At 71.5% G+C, this 15,523-nt stretch carries 11 protein-coding genes and 1 pseudogene; 8 read left to right on the top strand and 4 right to left on the bottom strand.

The genetic code is table 11. The features are described from left to right. Window positions 1–166: 166 nt before the first annotated feature. The 7 genes and pseudogenes from ACE101_RS21630 to ACE101_RS21600 all read left to right on the top strand — a co-directional run bounded on the left by ACE101_RS21630 (window position 167) and on the right by ACE101_RS21600 (window position 8,767). Window positions 167–487: a rhodanese-like domain-containing protein gene (locus ACE101_RS21630; protein ID WP_379133914.1), complete on the top strand. Its 321-nt coding sequence runs from the start codon at window positions 167–169 to the stop codon at window positions 485–487. A 172-nt stretch (window positions 488–659) separates the two neighbouring features. Then, window positions 660–1,790, top strand: coding sequence for an efflux RND transporter periplasmic adaptor subunit (locus ACE101_RS21625; RefSeq protein WP_379133912.1), 1,131 nt, complete (start codon window positions 660–662; stop codon window positions 1,788–1,790). Window positions 1,791–1,883: 93 nt separating this feature from the next. Continuing rightward, the gene (locus ACE101_RS21620; RefSeq protein WP_379133909.1) at window positions 1,884–5,072 is read left to right on the top strand and encodes an efflux RND transporter permease subunit; all 3,189 of its coding nucleotides are present in this window, start codon (window positions 1,884–1,886) and stop codon (window positions 5,070–5,072) included. 287 nt (window positions 5,073–5,359) lie between these two features. Then, window positions 5,360–6,064, top strand: coding sequence for an NrsF family protein (locus ACE101_RS21615; RefSeq protein ID WP_379133907.1), 705 nt, complete (start codon window positions 5,360–5,362; stop codon window positions 6,062–6,064). A gap of 22 nt (window positions 6,065–6,086) precedes the next feature. Beyond that, window positions 6,087–6,647: pseudogene (locus tag ACE101_RS21610) on the top strand (RNA polymerase sigma factor); the annotation flags it as partial. 106 nt (window positions 6,648–6,753) lie between these two features. Then, complete coding sequence (locus ACE101_RS21605) at window positions 6,754–7,410, top strand: NrsF family protein (RefSeq protein WP_379133905.1); 657 nt, start codon at window positions 6,754–6,756, stop codon at window positions 7,408–7,410. Window positions 7,411–7,495: 85 nt separating this feature from the next. After that, window positions 7,496–8,767 (top strand): nucleotide disphospho-sugar-binding domain-containing protein, encoded by a 1,272-nt coding sequence (locus tag ACE101_RS21600; RefSeq protein ID WP_379133902.1) that lies wholly within the window; start codon window positions 7,496–7,498, stop codon window positions 8,765–8,767. Here the strand turns inward: ACE101_RS21600 and ACE101_RS21595 are convergent. Then, on the bottom strand, window positions 8,757–10,727 hold the full coding sequence (locus ACE101_RS21595) for a potassium transporter Kup (protein WP_379133899.1): 1,971 nt from the start codon (window positions 10,725–10,727) through the stop codon (window positions 8,757–8,759). The genes ACE101_RS21600 and ACE101_RS21595 overlap by 11 nt on opposite strands. Window positions 10,728–10,930: 203 nt before the next feature. Next, window positions 10,931–12,217: a flavodoxin-dependent (E)-4-hydroxy-3-methylbut-2-enyl-diphosphate synthase gene (gene ispG / locus ACE101_RS21590; protein ID WP_379133896.1), complete on the bottom strand. Its 1,287-nt coding sequence runs from the start codon at window positions 12,215–12,217 to the stop codon at window positions 10,931–10,933. Between the two features lie 258 nt (window positions 12,218–12,475). Between ispG and ACE101_RS21585 the strand changes: the two genes are divergently transcribed. Continuing rightward, a complete protein-coding gene (locus ACE101_RS21585) occupies window positions 12,476–13,573 on the top strand; it encodes a patatin-like phospholipase family protein (protein WP_379133893.1) in 1,098 nt (365 codons plus the stop codon). 12 nt (window positions 13,574–13,585) lie between these two features. Here the strand turns inward: ACE101_RS21585 and ACE101_RS21580 are convergent, their stop codons facing one another. After that, the gene (locus tag ACE101_RS21580) at window positions 13,586–14,257 is read right to left on the bottom strand and encodes a class I SAM-dependent methyltransferase (RefSeq protein ID WP_379133891.1); all 672 of its coding nucleotides are present in this window, start codon (window positions 14,255–14,257) and stop codon (window positions 13,586–13,588) included. Then, window positions 14,254–15,393, bottom strand: a complete 1,140-nt coding sequence (locus ACE101_RS21575; RefSeq protein ID WP_379133888.1) for a glycosyltransferase — start codon at window positions 15,391–15,393, stop codon at window positions 14,254–14,256. Before ACE101_RS21575 ends, ACE101_RS21580 begins: the two co-directional genes overlap by 4 nt. Window positions 15,394–15,523 lie beyond the last annotated feature (130 nt).

Here is a 15,523-nt window from a genome sequence, read left to right as displayed (position 1 = left end):
CCGCCCCGGGGGCGCTCCGCTCGCGGGCGCATTGCAGGCGGGGGCGGTTGCCTGAGCGCCACACTTCGCCTTTATGGGTAATCCGGAGCATTGTCCGACGCATCCGATCGGGCACATCTTCTGTTGTGCGGACCGGAAGTCCGGGTTCCGCTGTCAGGTGAGCGATATGGCGATCGTGGACTTGGATCGGGAAGCGGTGAAGCGTGGCTTGGCCGACGGCACGGTCCTGCTCATCGACGTGCGCGAGCCCGACGAATTCGCCCGCGGGCACATCCCCGGGTCCGTCTCTCATCCGCTCTCGGCCTTCGACCTCGACGCCTTGCAGGCGCTGATCGCCGCGGATGGCCGGCGTCCGGTGCTGTCCTGCGCGGCGGGCGTGCGCTCCGCCCGGGCCCTGGCCTATGCGCAGAGCCGCGGCGTGCCGCTCACCGAGCATTACGTCGGCGGGTTCAAGGACTGGCTCGGGGCCGGCGAGGCGGTCGAGTAGGGTGGATGTCTCCGGGTCGCGCCGCGGCCCGGTCGTTGGTTTCCTCGAGGCCCGCGGGAGGGCCGCGCCCGGATCGACGGCGCGGTTCCCGCAGCGGCCCATCCGGCGCGGCCGGGCGGACGGCCCGGTTTCTCGCGGCCGGACGCGAAGCATCCGAGACGGGAGAGTGAGTATGCGCAGGCGCTGGCTGACAGCGATGGTCTCGACGCTCCTGATCGCGGCAGGCGGGCAGGCGCTCGGGCAGGCCCCGGGCGGGCCGCCGCCCTCGGTCGTGGTGGCCAAGCCCATCGTCAAGGAGGTGGTGGAGCGCGACGACTATACCGGCCGCTTCAACGCGGTGGATTATGTCGAGGTGCGCGCCCGGGTGACCGGCTACCTGGAGAAGATCCACTTCCAGGACGGCGCCGTGGTGAAGAAGGGCGACCTCCTCTTCACCATCGACCGGCGGCCCTACAAGGCCGCCCTCGACCAGGCCCAGGCCTCGCTCGCTTCGGCCCAGGCGCGGCTGAACTTCGCGCAGACCGATCTGGAGCGCGCCCAGACGCTCAGCCGCTCCGGCAACATCTCCGAGCAGGTCACGGACCAGCGCCGCCAAGCCTCGCTCACCGCTCAGGCCGATGTGGACAATGCCACCGCGGCCCTGCGGCAGGCCCAGCTCAACTACGACTTCACCGAGGTGCGCTCGCCGATCACCGGCCGCATCTCCCAGCGCAACGTCACCGAGGGCAACATCGTCATCACCGACCAGACGATGCTGACCACGATCGTGTCCCTCGACCCGATCTACTTCTCCTTCCCGGTCGATGAGCGCTCGTTCCTGGTCTACCAGGGCACGCTGCGGATCGGCATGGGCGCCACCCAGAAGGAGCACACGGTGCCGATCCTGGTGGCGCTCACGGGCGAGGACAAGCCGACCCGCAAGGGCGTGCTCAACTTCGTGGACAACCGGGTCGACGAATCGACCGGCACGGTGCTCCTGCGCGCCACGGTCGAGAATTCCGACACCTTCATCAAGCCGGGCCTGTTCGGCGTCGTCAGCATGCCGGCCTCGCTGCCCTACAAGGGCGTGCTCATCCCCGACGAGGCGGTGGCGGCCAACCAGGACAAGCGCATCGTCTACGTGGTCGGCGACGACAACACGATCTCGACCCGCACCGTGCGCCTGGGCCCGAAGATCGACGGCTACCGGATCGTCCGCGACGGCCTGAAGGGCGACGAGACGATCGTGATCAGCGGGCTCACCCGCGTGCGTCCGGGCGCCAAGGTGACGCCCGATCGCAAGGAACTGTCCCCGACCCGGTGAGGGCCGGGGCGGGACCGCCCCGGCACCCGTCCGCCACCCGATACGACAGAGCGGCCGCCCGCCCCATGCGGCGGGTCAGGCCGGAGGTCCCCGATGCGGTTTGCCCATTTCTTCGTCGACCGGCCGATCTTCGCCTCGGTGACGTCGATCGTCATCCTGATCATCGGCTACGTCTCCTACATCTCGCTGCCGGTCTCGCAGTATCCGGAGATCGTGCCGCCCACCGTGGTCGTGCGCGCCTCCTATCCGGGCGCCAATGCCGAGACCGTGGCCGCCACCATCGCGACGCCGATCGAGCAGGAGATCAACGGCGTCGACAACATGCTCTACATGTCGTCGCTGTCGACCAACGACGGCAACATGCAGCTGACCGTCACCTTCGCGCTCGGCACCAACCTCGACATCGCCAACGTGCTGGTCCAGAACCGGCTCTCGGTGGCGACGCCGCGCCTGCCGCCGGACGTGCGCAACCTCGGCGTCACGGTGCGCAAATCCTCGCCCGACCTGATGACGGTCGTGCACGTGCTGTCGCCCGACAACACCTACGACCAGAACTACATCGCCAACTACATCTACCTGCGCATCCGCGACCAGCTCCTGCGCCTCAACGGCGTCGGCGACATCACGGTGTTCGGCGGCAGCGAATACGCCCTGCGCATCTGGCTCGATCCGAACAAGCTCGCAGCCTACCAGCTCTCCACCACGGACGTGATCTCGGCCCTGCAGGAGCAGAACGTCCAGGTCGCGTCGGGCGCGCTCGGGGCGCCGCCCGCGCCCTCCGAGCAGGCCTTCCAGTTCGTCGTGCAGACGCAGGGGCGCTTCCAGGACCCCAACGAGTTCCGGAAAGTGATCGTCAAGGCCTCGGACGGGCGCCTCGTGCGCATCTCCGACATCGCCCGCGTGGAGATGGGCCAGAAGGACTACGTCACCCAATCCTTCCTCAACGGCCAGCCGGCGATCGGCATCGGCGTGTTCCAGCGTCCCGGCACCAACGCGCTCGAAGCCGCCGAGCAGGTGCAGAGCCTGATGAAGGACCTCGCCAAGGACTTTCCGCCCGGCCTCGAATACCGGATCGCCTACAACCCCACCGAGTTCATCTCCGAATCGGTGCACGAGGTCTACAAGACCCTCGGCGAGGCGGTGGTCCTCGTGGTGGTCGTGATCCTCGTGTTTCTCCAGAGCTGGCGCACGGCCCTGGTGCCGATCATCGCCATCCCGGTCTCGCTCGTCGGCACCTTCGCGGTGATGGCGGCGCTCGGCTTCTCGCTCAACAACCTGACGCTGTTCGGCCTCGTGCTCGCCATCGGCATCGTGGTCGACGACGCCATCGTCGTGGTGGAGAACGTCGAGCGCAACATGGCGGACGGGCTCTCGCCCGGCGAGGCGGCGCACAAGACCATGGATGAGGTCGGCGGCGCGGTGGTCGCCATCGCGCTGGTGCTCTCGGCGGTGTTCATCCCGACCGCCTTCATCCCGGGCATCTCGGGCCAGTTCTACCGGCAGTTCGCGCTGACCATCGCGGCCTCGACCATCATCTCGATGTTCAACTCGCTGACGCTGTCGCCGGCGCTCTGCAAGCTGCTGCTCAAGCCCCACCACGCCCATGCCCGGCCGCGCTTCTTCGTGGCGCGATTCGGCGCCTGGGCGGCCAACACCTTCAACCGGGGCTTCGACGCCACGGCGAACGGCTACGCGGCGACGATCCGCTTCCTCACCGGCCGCACCGTGCCGCTCCTCGTCATGCTCGTCCTCTACGGCGGCGTGATCGCCGGCACGCTCCACCTGGTGCGGACCACGCCGACGGGCTTCATCCCGCTGCAGGACCAGGGCTACCTGATCGTGGTGGTGCAATTGCCGCCGGGCTCGGCGCTGGAGCGCACCACGGCGGTGGTCAAGGAGGCCGCCGCCCGGGCGCTCACCATCGACGGCGTCGGCAACGCGGTGGTGATCTCGGGCTTCGACGGCGCCACCTTCACCAACACGACCAACGGCGCCGTGATGTTCCTGACGCTCAAGCCGTTCAAGGAGCGGCTGGAGCGCGGGCGCACGGCGAGTGCCATCGTGGGCGAGGTCTTCGCCAAGACGGCCTCGATCACGGAGGCGCGCATCATCGCCATCCCGCCGCCGCCGGTGCGGGGCCTCGGCAACGCGGGCGGCTACAAGATGCAGGTCCAGAGCCGCACCGGCTCGGACATCGCGAGCCTGCTCGCCGCCTCCGGCGACCTGATCGCCGCGGCAAACCAGGATCCCGCCCTGACCCGCGTCTTCACCACCTTCGGGAACGACACGCCGCAGATCTACCTCGACATCGATCGCACCAAGGCGCGGATGCTGAACGTGCCGCTCGCCAACGTGTTCTCGACGCTCCAGGTCAATCTCGGCGGTGCCTACGTCAACGACTTCAACACCTTCGGGCGCATCTACCAAGTGCGCGCGCAGGCCGACGCCAAGTTCCGGCTGGAGAAGCAGGATATCGAGCGGCTCAAGGTCCGCTCCTCCACCGGCGCGCTGGTGCCGATGGGCTCGCTGGCGGGGGTGCGCGACATCGCCGGCCCGCAGATCGTGCAGCGCTACAACCTGTTCTATTCGATCCCGGTGCAGGGCGACACCAAGCCCGGCATCTCGACGGGCCAGGCGCTCACCGCGATGGAGAATTTGGCGAAGAGGATCCTGCCGGAGGGCATGAGCTACGAGTGGACCGAGATCGCCTTCCAGCAGAAGGCGACCGGCAACACGGCGATCTACGTCTTCGCCCTCGGCGTCGTGCTGGTGTTCCTGGTGCTCGCCGCGCAGTACGAATCCTGGGCGCTGCCGCTCGCGATCCTGCTCGTGGTGCCGACCGGCGTGCTCGCGGCCTTCGCGGGGGTGCAGTTCCGGGCGCAGGACAACAACATCCTGACCCAGATCGGCCTCATCGTGCTCATCGGTCTGGCGGCCAAGAACGCGATCCTGATCGTGGAATTCGCCCACCAGCTGGAGGAGAGCGAGCGGCGCGGCCCGGTGGCCGCGGCCGTGGAGGCCTGCCGCCTGCGCCTGCGCCCGATCCTGATGACGGCCTTCGCCTTCATCCTGGGCGTGGTGCCGCTCGCCATCGCCACCGGCCCGGGCGCGGAGATGCGCCAAGCGCTCGGCACGGCGGTGCTGTTCGGCATGCTCGGCGCCACCATCTTCGGCCTGTTCTTGACGCCGGTCTTCTACGTGGTGATCCGCCACGTCCTGATCCGCATCGACCGCTGGCGCGGCAAGGACGAGCCGCCGGAGAACCTCGCGGCGGCGCATTGAGGATCGCATCGAGGATTGGCTCGGGCCGACGCGCAGGGCCCCGCTCCCATCGGGAGCGGGGCCCTGGCCGTTTCGGGGCGCGCGCTTCACCAAGCCCCCCGCAGACACGCGACGGGCTCCGGCGAGCGACGAACCCTCATCGGGTGCGTGCGGCGAGCCTCGCGCGTAACCGTCGCTCCGCCACGGGCGAAAGGAGCTCGGACGACACCGCCGCTGGATCCAAGACCGATGCGCCGCTCTCCTCGCCCCGCGCACCCTGCCCGCCCGATCCGGGGGATGCGGCGGCGATGACGCGCGACGCCCGCCACCGGGCCACGATCGAGGATCTCGCGCGCCGCCTCGAACCGATGCGGCGGCTCGGCCCGCCCGGCCGCCGGACCGGGGGCTGGGGGGCCGTCGTGGCGGCGCTCGCGACGGGGCTCGCCGCCGTCGCCGACCTGTCCGATCTCGCCGGGCGGATCCGGGCGATGCCGGAGATCGGGCTGATGCTCGCCGGCTCGGCCCTGACGGCGGTGGCGGCCGCGGCGGCGGCGGTCCTGACCGGACTGCCCGATCGCGGGCCGCGCTGGGCGGTGCTGGCGCTGCCGCCGGCGGCGATCTGGTTCGGAGCCGGCGCCGTGGCGGCGTTCAACGGGCCGGCGATGGGCCGCGATCCGGCGACGCTGCCCGCCTCGGCTGCCTGTCTCACCTTCATCCTCGGCGTGGCGGTTCCCATCGCCCTCGTCCTCTGCGAGGTGGTCCGGCGCAGTCACCCCCTGTCCCCGCATCTCACCGGCGCCCTCGTCGGGCTCGCGGCCGCCGCCGCGGCGGCGACCCTCGTCGCGCTGTTCCATCCCTATCGGCCGTCCCTGGCGGATCTCGCCGTCCACGTCGCGGCCGTTCTCCTCATCACCGGCGTCGCCGCGGCCGCGGGGCGGCGCCTCCTGACGGAGCCCCGCTCCGGTGAGTCGCTGGTTGCGGCTCCTGGTCCGGGCCGCGCCGGGTTAGACTGAGCGCGATGTCCGGGGATCCTCCATGGAGATCGAAACCAGACTCTCGCAGGCGATGGCGGCGGCGCAGGCCGGCGATGCCGCCGCCTACCGCGTGCTGCTGCGCGACTGCGTGCCGGTGATCGCCGCCGCGGCGCGCGCCCAGGGCGTGCGGCCGGAGGCGATCGACGACGTGGTGCAGGACACGCTCCTCACCGTGCACAGGGCGCGGGCGACCTACGATCCGGCCCGCCCCTTCCTGCCCTGGCTTCGCGCCATCGCCCAGCGCCGGGCCATCGACCTGATGCGCCGCGCGAGCCGCCGCCCGGCGGAGGTGTACGATCCGCTCGCCTACGAGAGCGAGAGCGATGCCGGGCCGCTGCCGGGGGAGGGGATCGAGCAGCGCGAGCGCGCCGCGGCCCTCGCCCGGGCGGTGGCGGCCCTGCCGGAGGGCCAGCGGCAGGCGATCGAGCAGCTCTCCCTCGCCGAGCGCTCGCTCGAGGAGGCGGCGCGGGCGACGGGACGCAGCAAGGGCGCGCTGAAGGTCAACCTGCACCGGGCGCTGAAGAGCCTGCGCACGGTGCTCGCCGGTGATCCGGTTTCCGGACGTGATCGTCCGGAAACCGGATCATCCGCCGGCGCGGCGCCTGAGCGAAGCCGGTTTCCGCATCGCGAAGCGATCAACCGGAAACCGTATGACAGGGAGAACGGCCATGTCTGAGGTCGCTTCGCACGAGCGGCTGGTCGAGGCCCTCGCCCGGGACCTTCGCCCGGTCCGTCCCCTGGCCCCGCCGGCGTGGCGCGGCGGGCTCTGGTGCGCGGCGGTGCTGGGGCTGGCGCTCCTGATCCTGCCCTTCGCCGATCTCGACGGGATGCGCCTGCGCATGGCGGTGATGGACCTGCGGCTCTCCGCCCTCGGTGCGGCCCTGACGGCGGCGAGCGCGGCGCTGGCGGCCTTCATGACCAGCGTGCCGGGACGCTCACCCCGCTGGGCCCTCCTTCCGGTGCCGCCGGCCGCCCTCTGGATCGGGGCGAGCGGCATCGGCTGCCTGCGCGCCTGGCTGGCGCCGGGCACCGATCTCGCCGACGCGGCGGAGATGCGCGGTTGCGCGGCCATCCTGATCGGCCTGTCGCTGCCGCTCTCGTTCCTCCTGCTGGTGATGCTGCGCCGGGCCTGTCCGCTGCGGCCGGTGCTGACGGCCATGCTCGGCGGCCTCGCCGTGGCGGCGGCGGCGGCGACGCTCCTCGTCCTCGTCCACCCGCACGATGCGACCGCGACGGACCTCGCCGTCCACGCCCTGGCCATCCTCGGGGTGATCGGGCTCAACGCCCTGGCGGGTGGGCGCCTGCTCGCCCGCGATCCGTCTTGACCGAACGGGCCGGGAACCCGCCCTCGCGGCGGGGAATGGTCCGGGAGGGGCTTGTTTCCCGGCGCGAACCGGGGCGGAGACGACGATGAAGTTGCTGCTGGCGGCCACCCCGCTCACCGGACACATTAACCCCCTCCTCGCGATCGCCCGGCTGGCGGCGGCGCGGGGGGACGAGATCGTGGTGACCACCGCGAGCGATTTCCGCCCCAAGGTCGAGGCCGCGGGCTTCCGTTGCATTCCCTACGCGGACGACCACGGCCCGGAATACCGTGAGACCGAACTGCCGCCCGGGCCGGAGCGCGGCCGGCGGGAGTTCCAGCGCCGCTTCATCGATTGCATGCCCCGGCAGGCCGAGGTGCTGCGCACCCTGGTCGCCGCGGAGCGTCCGGACGTCGTGGTGGCGGGGAGCCTCTTCCTCGGCGTGCTGCCGCTCCTGCTCGGCGACCGGCCGCGGCCGCCGATCGTCACCTGCAACGTCAGCTTCCTGTTCCTCGACCGGCCGGACGGCGCGCCCCTCGGTCCCGGCCTGCCGCCGGCCCGGGACGCGGCCGACCGGGCGCGCTACGCCGCCATCAAGGCCGCGGTGGACGAGGCCTTCACGAATCCGGTCCGCGCCTACACGGATGCGCTGTTGGCGCGCGCGGGCGCGTCGCCCCTGCCGGCCTCGCTCACGCACGCGATCCTCACCCTGCCGGACGCGGTGGTGCAGCTCACGGTGCCGGATTTCGAGTACGACTTCTCGCCGCTGCCGCCCCGGATCCATTTCGTCGGCGCCCTGTCACCGCCCGCCGTCACCGGCCCGCTGCCCGCGTGGTGGCCGGATCTCGACCGGGCCCGGCGCATCGTGCTCGTCACCCAGGGGACGCTGGCCAACGCCGATCTCGGCGAGCTGGTGGAACCGACGCTCCAGGCCCTCGCCGACCGCGAGGACGTGCTGGTGCTGGCGACGACGGGAGGACGGCCCCTCGACGCCATCCGGATGCCGCTGCCGGCGAATGCCCGCGTGGCGACCTTCCTGCCGTTCGGCGACCTGATGCCCCGGCTCGACGCCCTCGTCACCAATGGCGGCTACGGCACCATCCGCTTCACGCTCCAGGCCGGGGTACCGGTGGTGTCGGCCGGGCTCACCGAGGACAAGGCCGAGGTCGGCACGCGGGTCGGCTGGTCGGGGGTCGGCATCAATCTCGCCGCCGACCGGCCGGATCCGGACATGCTCCGCCGCGGCATCGACGCGGTGCTGGACGATCCGCGCTACCGGACCCGTGCCCGGGCGATGGCGCAGGCCTTCGCCCGGCACGACACGGCGCGGGAGATCCTCGCGGTCCTTGATGCGGCCGCGCAGCGCCCTACACGGTGACCTGCGTGCCCACCTCCACCACGCGGCCGGTCGGGATCTGGAAGAAGTCCGTGGCGTCGTTGGCGTTGCGGGCGAGCGCGATGAAGATGCGGTCCTGCCAGAGCGGCATGCCGGATTGCGCGGCCGGGCGGATGGAGCGGCGGGACAGGAAGAACGACGTCGCCATGATGTCGAACTTGAAGCCCTGCTTGCGCAGCAGCGCCAGCCCCTTCGGGATGTTCGGCGATTCCATGTAGCCGAACTTCATCACCACCCGCCAGAAATGCGGTCCCATCGGCTCGATGCGGATGCGGTCGGCGTCGTTGAGGCGCGGCAGGTCGATGGTCTTCACGGTGAGCACGACGTTCTTCTCGTGCAGCACCTTGTTGTGCTTCAGGTTGTGCAGCAGGGCGGCAGGGGCCGTCTCCGGATCGCTGGTCAGGAAGACGGCCGTGCCCTTGACGATGTGGGGCGGGCTCTTCTCCAGCATGCCGACGAGCTCGCCGAGCGGCACATCGGTCTTGCGGGTCTTGTTGAACAGGATGGTGACGCCGCGCACCCAGGTCCACATCAGCAGGAGCAGGAAGCCCGCGAGCATCAGGGGCACGTAGCCGCCCTCGAACACCTTGAGCAGGTTCGAGACCAGGAACATCAGCTCGATGGCGATGAACGGCACCATCACGGCGCCCGCCGCGAGCGGCGACCAGTTCCAGAACCGCCACAGGACCAGGAAGGCGAGGCTCGCGGTGATCAGCATCGTGCCGGTGACGGCGATGCCGTAGGCCGAAGCGAGCCCGCTGGAGGAGCGGAACAGGACGACCAGCACCACCACGCCGACGAGGAGCAAGGTGTTGATCTGCGGCAGGAAGATCTGGCCGGAATGCGATTCCGAGGTGTGGCGGATCTCCAGCCGCGGCAACAGGCCGAGCTGCACCGCCTGGCGGGAGAGCGAGAAGGCGCCGGTGATGACCGCTTGGCTCGCGATGACGGTGGCGGCGGTGGCGAGGATCACCATCGGCAGCAGCGCCCATTCGGGCACGAGCTGGAAGAACGGGTCCGACACGTCCGGGTTCGTCAGCACCAGGGCCGCCTGGCCCAGGTAGTTGAGGGCGAGCGCCGGGCCGACCACGACGCTCCAGGCCGCCTGGATCGGCCGACGCCCGAAATGGCCGAGATCCGCGAACAGCGCCTCGGCTCCGGTCACGGCGAGGAAGACGGCGCCGAGCACGATCAGCGCCCCCGTGCCGTGGCTGACGAGGTAGTGGGCCGCGTGCCAGGGATTGAGGGCGACCAGCACGTCCGGCCGCCGGATGATGTGCGGCAGGGCCGCCACCGCCATGGCGAGGAACCAGACCAGGGTGATCGGGCCGAAGAAGGTCGCCATGCGCCCGGTGCCCCGGCTCTGGACCAGGAAGAGCGGCACGATGATCGCGATGGTGATCGGCAGGACGTAGTGCTCGGAGGCCGGCGTGACGAGCTTCAGGCCCTCCACGGCGGAGAGCACCGAGATCGCCGGGGTGATGATGGCATCGCCGTAGAACAGGGCCGCGCCGAGGAGCCCCAGCATGAACACCGTGCGGGAGCCGCCGAGCGCCTTGCGGGCCAGGGCCATCAGCGAGAGGATGCCGCCCTCGCCCTTGTTGTCCATGTGCAGCAGCAGCAGGACGTACTTGATCGTGACGATCAGGATCAGCGCCCAGAGGAGCAGCGAGACGGTGCCGAGCACCTCCTCCTGGGTGAGGACGCCGTCCGCCCGGCCGGGCCCCAGCGCCTCGCGGAAGGCGTAGAGCGGGCTCGTGCCGATGTCGCCGTAGACGACGCCGATCGAGCCGATGAACAGCGTCCAGAACTTGGCGTGCGCGCCGCCATGCCCCTCGGGCTCGTCCACGCTGCCCGCGGGGGTCGGCGGGCCGCCGCTGGGCGGTGTCAGGGTTTCGGGCGGGACGTTGGTCCCACTCGCGGGTGCAGCTGACTGTGTCATGGCTGATCGAGACTGCGCCCGCGGGCGATGCGCCGCCGGGCGTGATGCAGGGCCGTTCGGCGGCGCGAAGCCGTGGAGGCCGGGCGAGGAGCGCGCACGACCTCAAATGTGGCGAGAATGTAGCACGCGCCCCTGCGCATGCCTAGCTCACGCCCCGCCCGACACGATGGTGGGGCAGGGTCACGCAAGGGAGCCGGCCTCAATTACTCGGCGGCCGTGCGCCGGCCCTGGCCGAAGCGACGCTCGATATAGTCGATGACGATCGCCTCGAAATCCTTGGCCAGGGTCGCGCCCCGCAGCGTCAGCGCCTTCTTGCCGTCGATGAAGACCGGCGCGGAGGGGCTCTCGCCGGTGCCGGGCAGCGAGATGCCGATATCGGCATGCTTCGACTCGCCCGGGCCGTTCACGATGCAGCCCATCACCGCCACGTTCAGCGTCTCGACGCCCGGATAGGTCTTGCGCCATTCCGGCATCGAGGTCGCGATCCAGTTCTGGATGTCGCGGGCGAGTTCCTGGAACACCGTCGAGGTGGTGCGCCCGCAGCCGGGGCAGGCCGCGACCAGGGGCACGAAGGTGCGGAAACCCATGGTCTGCAGCAGCTCCTGGGCGGCCTTCACCTCCACGGTGCGGTCGCCGCCGGGCTCCGGGGTCAGCGAGTAGCGGATCGTGTCGCCGATGCCCTCCTGCAGGAGGACGCCCATGGCCGCGGAGGCGGCGACGACGCCCTTGGTGCCCATGCCCGCCTCGGTGAGGCCGAGATGGATGGCGTAGTCGGAGCGGCGCGCCACCTCGCGGTAGACCGCGATGAGGTCCTGCACCGCCGAGACCTTGGCCGAGAGCACGATGCGGTCCTTCGGCAGGCCGATCTCCACCGCGCGGTCGGCGGAGAGGAGGGCGGACTGCACCATCGCCTCGCGCATCACCGCGCGCGCGTCGAGGGGCCGCTCGCTGCGGGCGTTCTCATCCATCATGCGTGTGAGGAGGGCGTCGTCGAGGGAGCCCCAGTTGGCGCCGATGCGCACGGCCTTGCCGTGCTTGGCCGCCATCTCGACGATGGTCGAGAACTGGAGGTCCTTCTTCTCCTTGAAGCCGACATTGCCCGGGTTGATGCGGTACTTCGCCAGGGCCTCGGCGCAGGCCGGATGCTCGGTGAGCAGCTTGTGGCCGATGTAGTGGAAGTCACCGACGAGCGGCACGTGGCAGCCGATCCGGTCCAGGCGCTCGCGGATCCGCGGCACCGCGGCGGCGGCCTCGTCCCGGTCGACCGTGATGCGGACGATCTCGGAGCCGGCGCGGGCGAGCGCGGCGACCTGGGCCACCGTGGCATCGATATCCGCCGTGTCGGTGTTCGTCATCGACTGGACGACGATCGGCGCGCCGCCGCCGATGGTGACGGCGCCCTCGCCCTCGCCGATCCGCACGCCGACGGTGCCGTGCCGGGGCGCGGGGCCGGCGATCTCGGGAGCGGCGGGAGCTTCCATGGCTTGCATCGGATCCCTCGTGCCGGGCGGTTCGCGCCAGGCGTCAAACGTTTAGCTGATCCTGCGCGCGTCCGGCGTCAAGTCTGTGACGCCCGCATGCCGGACCCGCGCGGCGGCGACCGCGCGCACGGTTGAAGAGCCCTTCACGGCCCGATGCTTCATGGCCCATCGCTCCGCATCTGTCGAGGCGGGGCGGGGACGCGAGGGTTGCGCCCTCTGTGCATCGCACCATCTCATCGTGCAATGCAGCAATCCCCGATCGAGGCCATGACCGACACGCTCGACACGAATCGCCCTCCGATTCCCGAATCACCGGCCGGCGCCGCGCCCGCGCCGTCCGGATCCGCCCGCGGCCTCGCCGGGCCGCGAGCCGAGAAGAGCATCTCGCTCGCCCTCCAGGGCGGCGGCGCGCACGGCGCCTTCACCTGGGGCGTCCTCGACGCGCTGATCGAGGATGGCCGCCTCGCCTTCGAGGCGATCACCGGGGCGAGCGCGGGCGCCATGAACGCCGTGGTGATGACGGATGGCTGGCTCAAGGGCGGGCCCAACATGGCGCGCGCGCAGCTCGAAGCCTTCTGGCGGGAGGTCAGCGTCGACGGCGACCTGCCCCGTCCCCAGCAGACCCTGTTCGACGGCGTGCTCCGGTTCTGGAAGCACACCCCCTTCGTCGCCTTCTGGTCGGCCCTGGCGAGCCCCTACGCGGCGAATCCATTCAACCTCAACCCGCTCCGGCGCTCGCTGATCGACACGGTGGATTTCGAGGCCCTCCGCTCCGGCGACGCCGTGCCGCTGTTCATCTCGGCCACCAACGTCTGGACCGGCAAGATCGCGGTGTTCGAGAGCAAGGACCTCACGCCCGACCACATCATGGCCTCGGCCTGCCTGCCGACCGTGTTCCAGGCGGTGGAGATCGACGGCGTGCCCTACTGGGACGGGGGCTATCTCGGCAATCCGCCGCTCTATCCGCTGTATCACGGGGCCGAGACCCGGGACGTCCTGCTCGTCCAGATCAACCCGGTGGAGCGGCGCATGACCCCGCGCACCTCCCAGGAGATCCGCGACCGGCTCAACGAGATCACCTTCAACGGCAACCTGATGCGGGAGCTGCGGGCGATCGACTTCGTGCAGGAGCTGATCGAGGGCGGGGCGCTGGCGCCGGCGGGCTACCGGCCGATGCGCCTGCATCGGATCGACGGCAGCGGCGCCCTCGACGACTACTCCGCCTCGACCAAGCTGAAGCCGCAATGGCCGTTCTTCCTGCGCCTGCGGGACGAGGGCCGCGCCGCCGGCCGGGCGTGGCTGGAGCAGCATTTCGACGCGGTGGGCCGTGCGGGCAGTCTCGATCTGCGCGAGATGTACGGCTGAGCCCGGGCCGGCTCAGGGCCCGAAGCGCCAGACCCCGGTGCGCTTGATCTCCGCATCCTCGAGCGCCCGGGTGACGGGCACCGCGTAGGTCGCGAGGCTCTCCAGCCGGTCCTTCGGCAGGTAGGCGCGGCCGGGATCGCCGATCAGCACCCGGGCGCCGCGGGCCTGGAGGCGGCCCAGCCAGTCGCTCACCCGGGCGGCGAGGTCGCGCTCGTAGAAGATGTCGGCGGCGAGCACGCAGTCCCAGCCCTCGTCGCGGCCGACGAGGTCTCCGGCGAGCGCCCGCACCCGGTCGCCGACGCCGTTCTCCGCCGCGTTGAGGCCGATCGCCGCGAGCGCGAAGACGTCGAGGTCGCTCGCCTCCACCGAGACGGCGCCCGCCATCGCGGCGGCGACGGCGACGAGGCCGGAGCCTGAAGCGAAGTCGAGCACGCGGGCCCCCGCCACCGTCTCCGGATGGTCGAGGACGTAGCGGGCGAGGCCCTGTCCGCCCGCCCAGGCGAAGGCCCAGAAGGGCGGAGGCAGTCCGATCTCGCCGAGTTCCTCCTCGGTGCGGCTCCAGAGGTCCGTGGCCTCGTCGGCGACGTGCAGGCGGATCTCGGGCGCGTGGGGCACCGGCCGCAGGCGCGTGTTGGCGCGGATGAACGCGAGGGGTTCGATCGCGCGCGGCGCGTCCGGAATCATGCCAGCATCTCCGCGTGGAGGCGCGCCACCGCCCCGGCCACCGCCGCCTCGGTGAAGCCGCCCTCCAGGATCCGGCGCCGGGCGGCCGCCCCCATCGCGGCGACGCGATCCGGGTCGGCGGCGAGGCGGGCGAGCGCGGCGGCGAGCGCTCCCGGATCGTCGGGGGGCACCACCAGCCCCTCGATCCCGTCCCGCACCAGGGTGCGGCAGCCCGGCACGTCGGTGGTGACGAGGGCCCGGCCGCTCGCCGCCCCTTCGAGGAGCGAGCGGGGCAGGCCCTCGCCGCCGCGCGAGGGCAGGCAGACCACGTGCGCACCGGCATGGACCGCCGCCACCGCCGCGCTCGGCCCGTGCCAGGCGATGCCGTCGCGGGACCAGCCGCGCAGGGTGGCCTCGGGAATCGCGCGGCGGTTGGAGGGGTCCGGCGCGCCGTGGAGCTCCAGCTCGACCGCGATCCCGGCCGCGCGCAGGCGCTGCACGGCCTCGACCGCGGTGTCGACGCCCTTCGACCACAGCATGCGCGCGACGAGGGCGACCCGCAGCGGCGGCAGCGGGGGCAGGGGGGCGGGCGTCCAGGCGGCCGGATCGACGCCGGCTCCGCCCACGATCGTCACGCGCGGCCCGGCCGGATCGAGCCCGAGCAGGGCGGCATCGTCCGGGTTCTCGAACAGGTAGCGGGTGCGGGCGGTCTCGAGGGGTCCGCGGATCAGCCGCCGCAGGGCGCCCCGGGCGAGCCGGCCGGTGCGGTCGGTCCTGACGCCGAACAGGCCGAGGCCGGTGAGCGCGTAGACCCGCCGCGGGATGCCGGCCAGCGCCGCCGCCGCACCCCCGACCAGGATTCCGCGCAGCGCGATGCAGTGGACGAGGTCGGCGCGCAGGGCCTTCAGGATCGCGGCGAGCTGCCCGGCGGCGTAGCCCGCCGTCATGGGATTGAGGCTCGACCGCTCCGCGTCGAGGGCGACGACCCGGGCGCCGGTGGCCTCGATGACGGCGCGGTGGTCGCGCACCCGCGTCACCACGGCGACCGCGTGGCCGGCGGCGATCGCCGCGCGCGCCATCGGCAGGAAATGCGAGGCGAAGAACCAGTCCTCCGTGACGACGAACGCGATGGTTGTCTGGCCGTGCTGCGCCGTCACGCGGTTCTCCCCGATCCGTCCCCTGTTCCCTAAGCCGATCGGGCCGCCCGCGCCAACCGGTTGCCGAGGCCGCAGGAACCCGCAGCCGGGCCCTCCGGTTGAGGAGATTCCCAGGGCTCCATCCCGCCAC

Origin of the sequence: Methylobacterium carpenticola, assembly GCF_042748905.1 — a bacterium.
Taxonomy (GTDB): Bacteria; Pseudomonadota; Alphaproteobacteria; order Rhizobiales; family Beijerinckiaceae; genus Methylobacterium; species Methylobacterium carpenticola.
The sequence above is the reverse complement of the archived record's forward strand: the minus strand, read 5'-3'. Positions and strand labels throughout refer to the sequence as shown.

Coding starts and splice junctions, on each gene's coding strand:
- ACE101_RS21630 (WP_379133914.1), top strand. CDS start 167: ATGGCGATCGTGGACTTGGATCGGGAAGCGGTGAAGCGTGGCTTGGCC.
- ACE101_RS21625 (WP_379133912.1), top strand. CDS start 660: ATGCGCAGGCGCTGGCTGACAGCGATGGTCTCGACGCTCCTGATCGCG.
- ACE101_RS21620 (WP_379133909.1), top strand. CDS start 1,884: ATGCGGTTTGCCCATTTCTTCGTCGACCGGCCGATCTTCGCCTCGGTG.
- ACE101_RS21615 (WP_379133907.1), top strand. CDS start 5,360: ATGACGCGCGACGCCCGCCACCGGGCCACGATCGAGGATCTCGCGCGC.
- ACE101_RS21605 (WP_379133905.1), top strand. CDS start 6,754: ATGTCTGAGGTCGCTTCGCACGAGCGGCTGGTCGAGGCCCTCGCCCGG.
- ACE101_RS21600 (WP_379133902.1), top strand. CDS start 7,496: ATGAAGTTGCTGCTGGCGGCCACCCCGCTCACCGGACACATTAACCCC.
- ACE101_RS21595 (WP_379133899.1), bottom strand. CDS start 10,727: ATGACACAGTCAGCTGCACCCGCGAGTGGGACCAACGTCCCGCCCGAA.
- ispG (WP_379133896.1), bottom strand. CDS start 12,217: ATGCAAGCCATGGAAGCTCCCGCCGCTCCCGAGATCGCCGGCCCCGCG.
- ACE101_RS21585 (WP_379133893.1), top strand. CDS start 12,476: ATGACCGACACGCTCGACACGAATCGCCCTCCGATTCCCGAATCACCG.
- ACE101_RS21580 (WP_379133891.1), bottom strand. CDS start 14,257: ATGATTCCGGACGCGCCGCGCGCGATCGAACCCCTCGCGTTCATCCGC.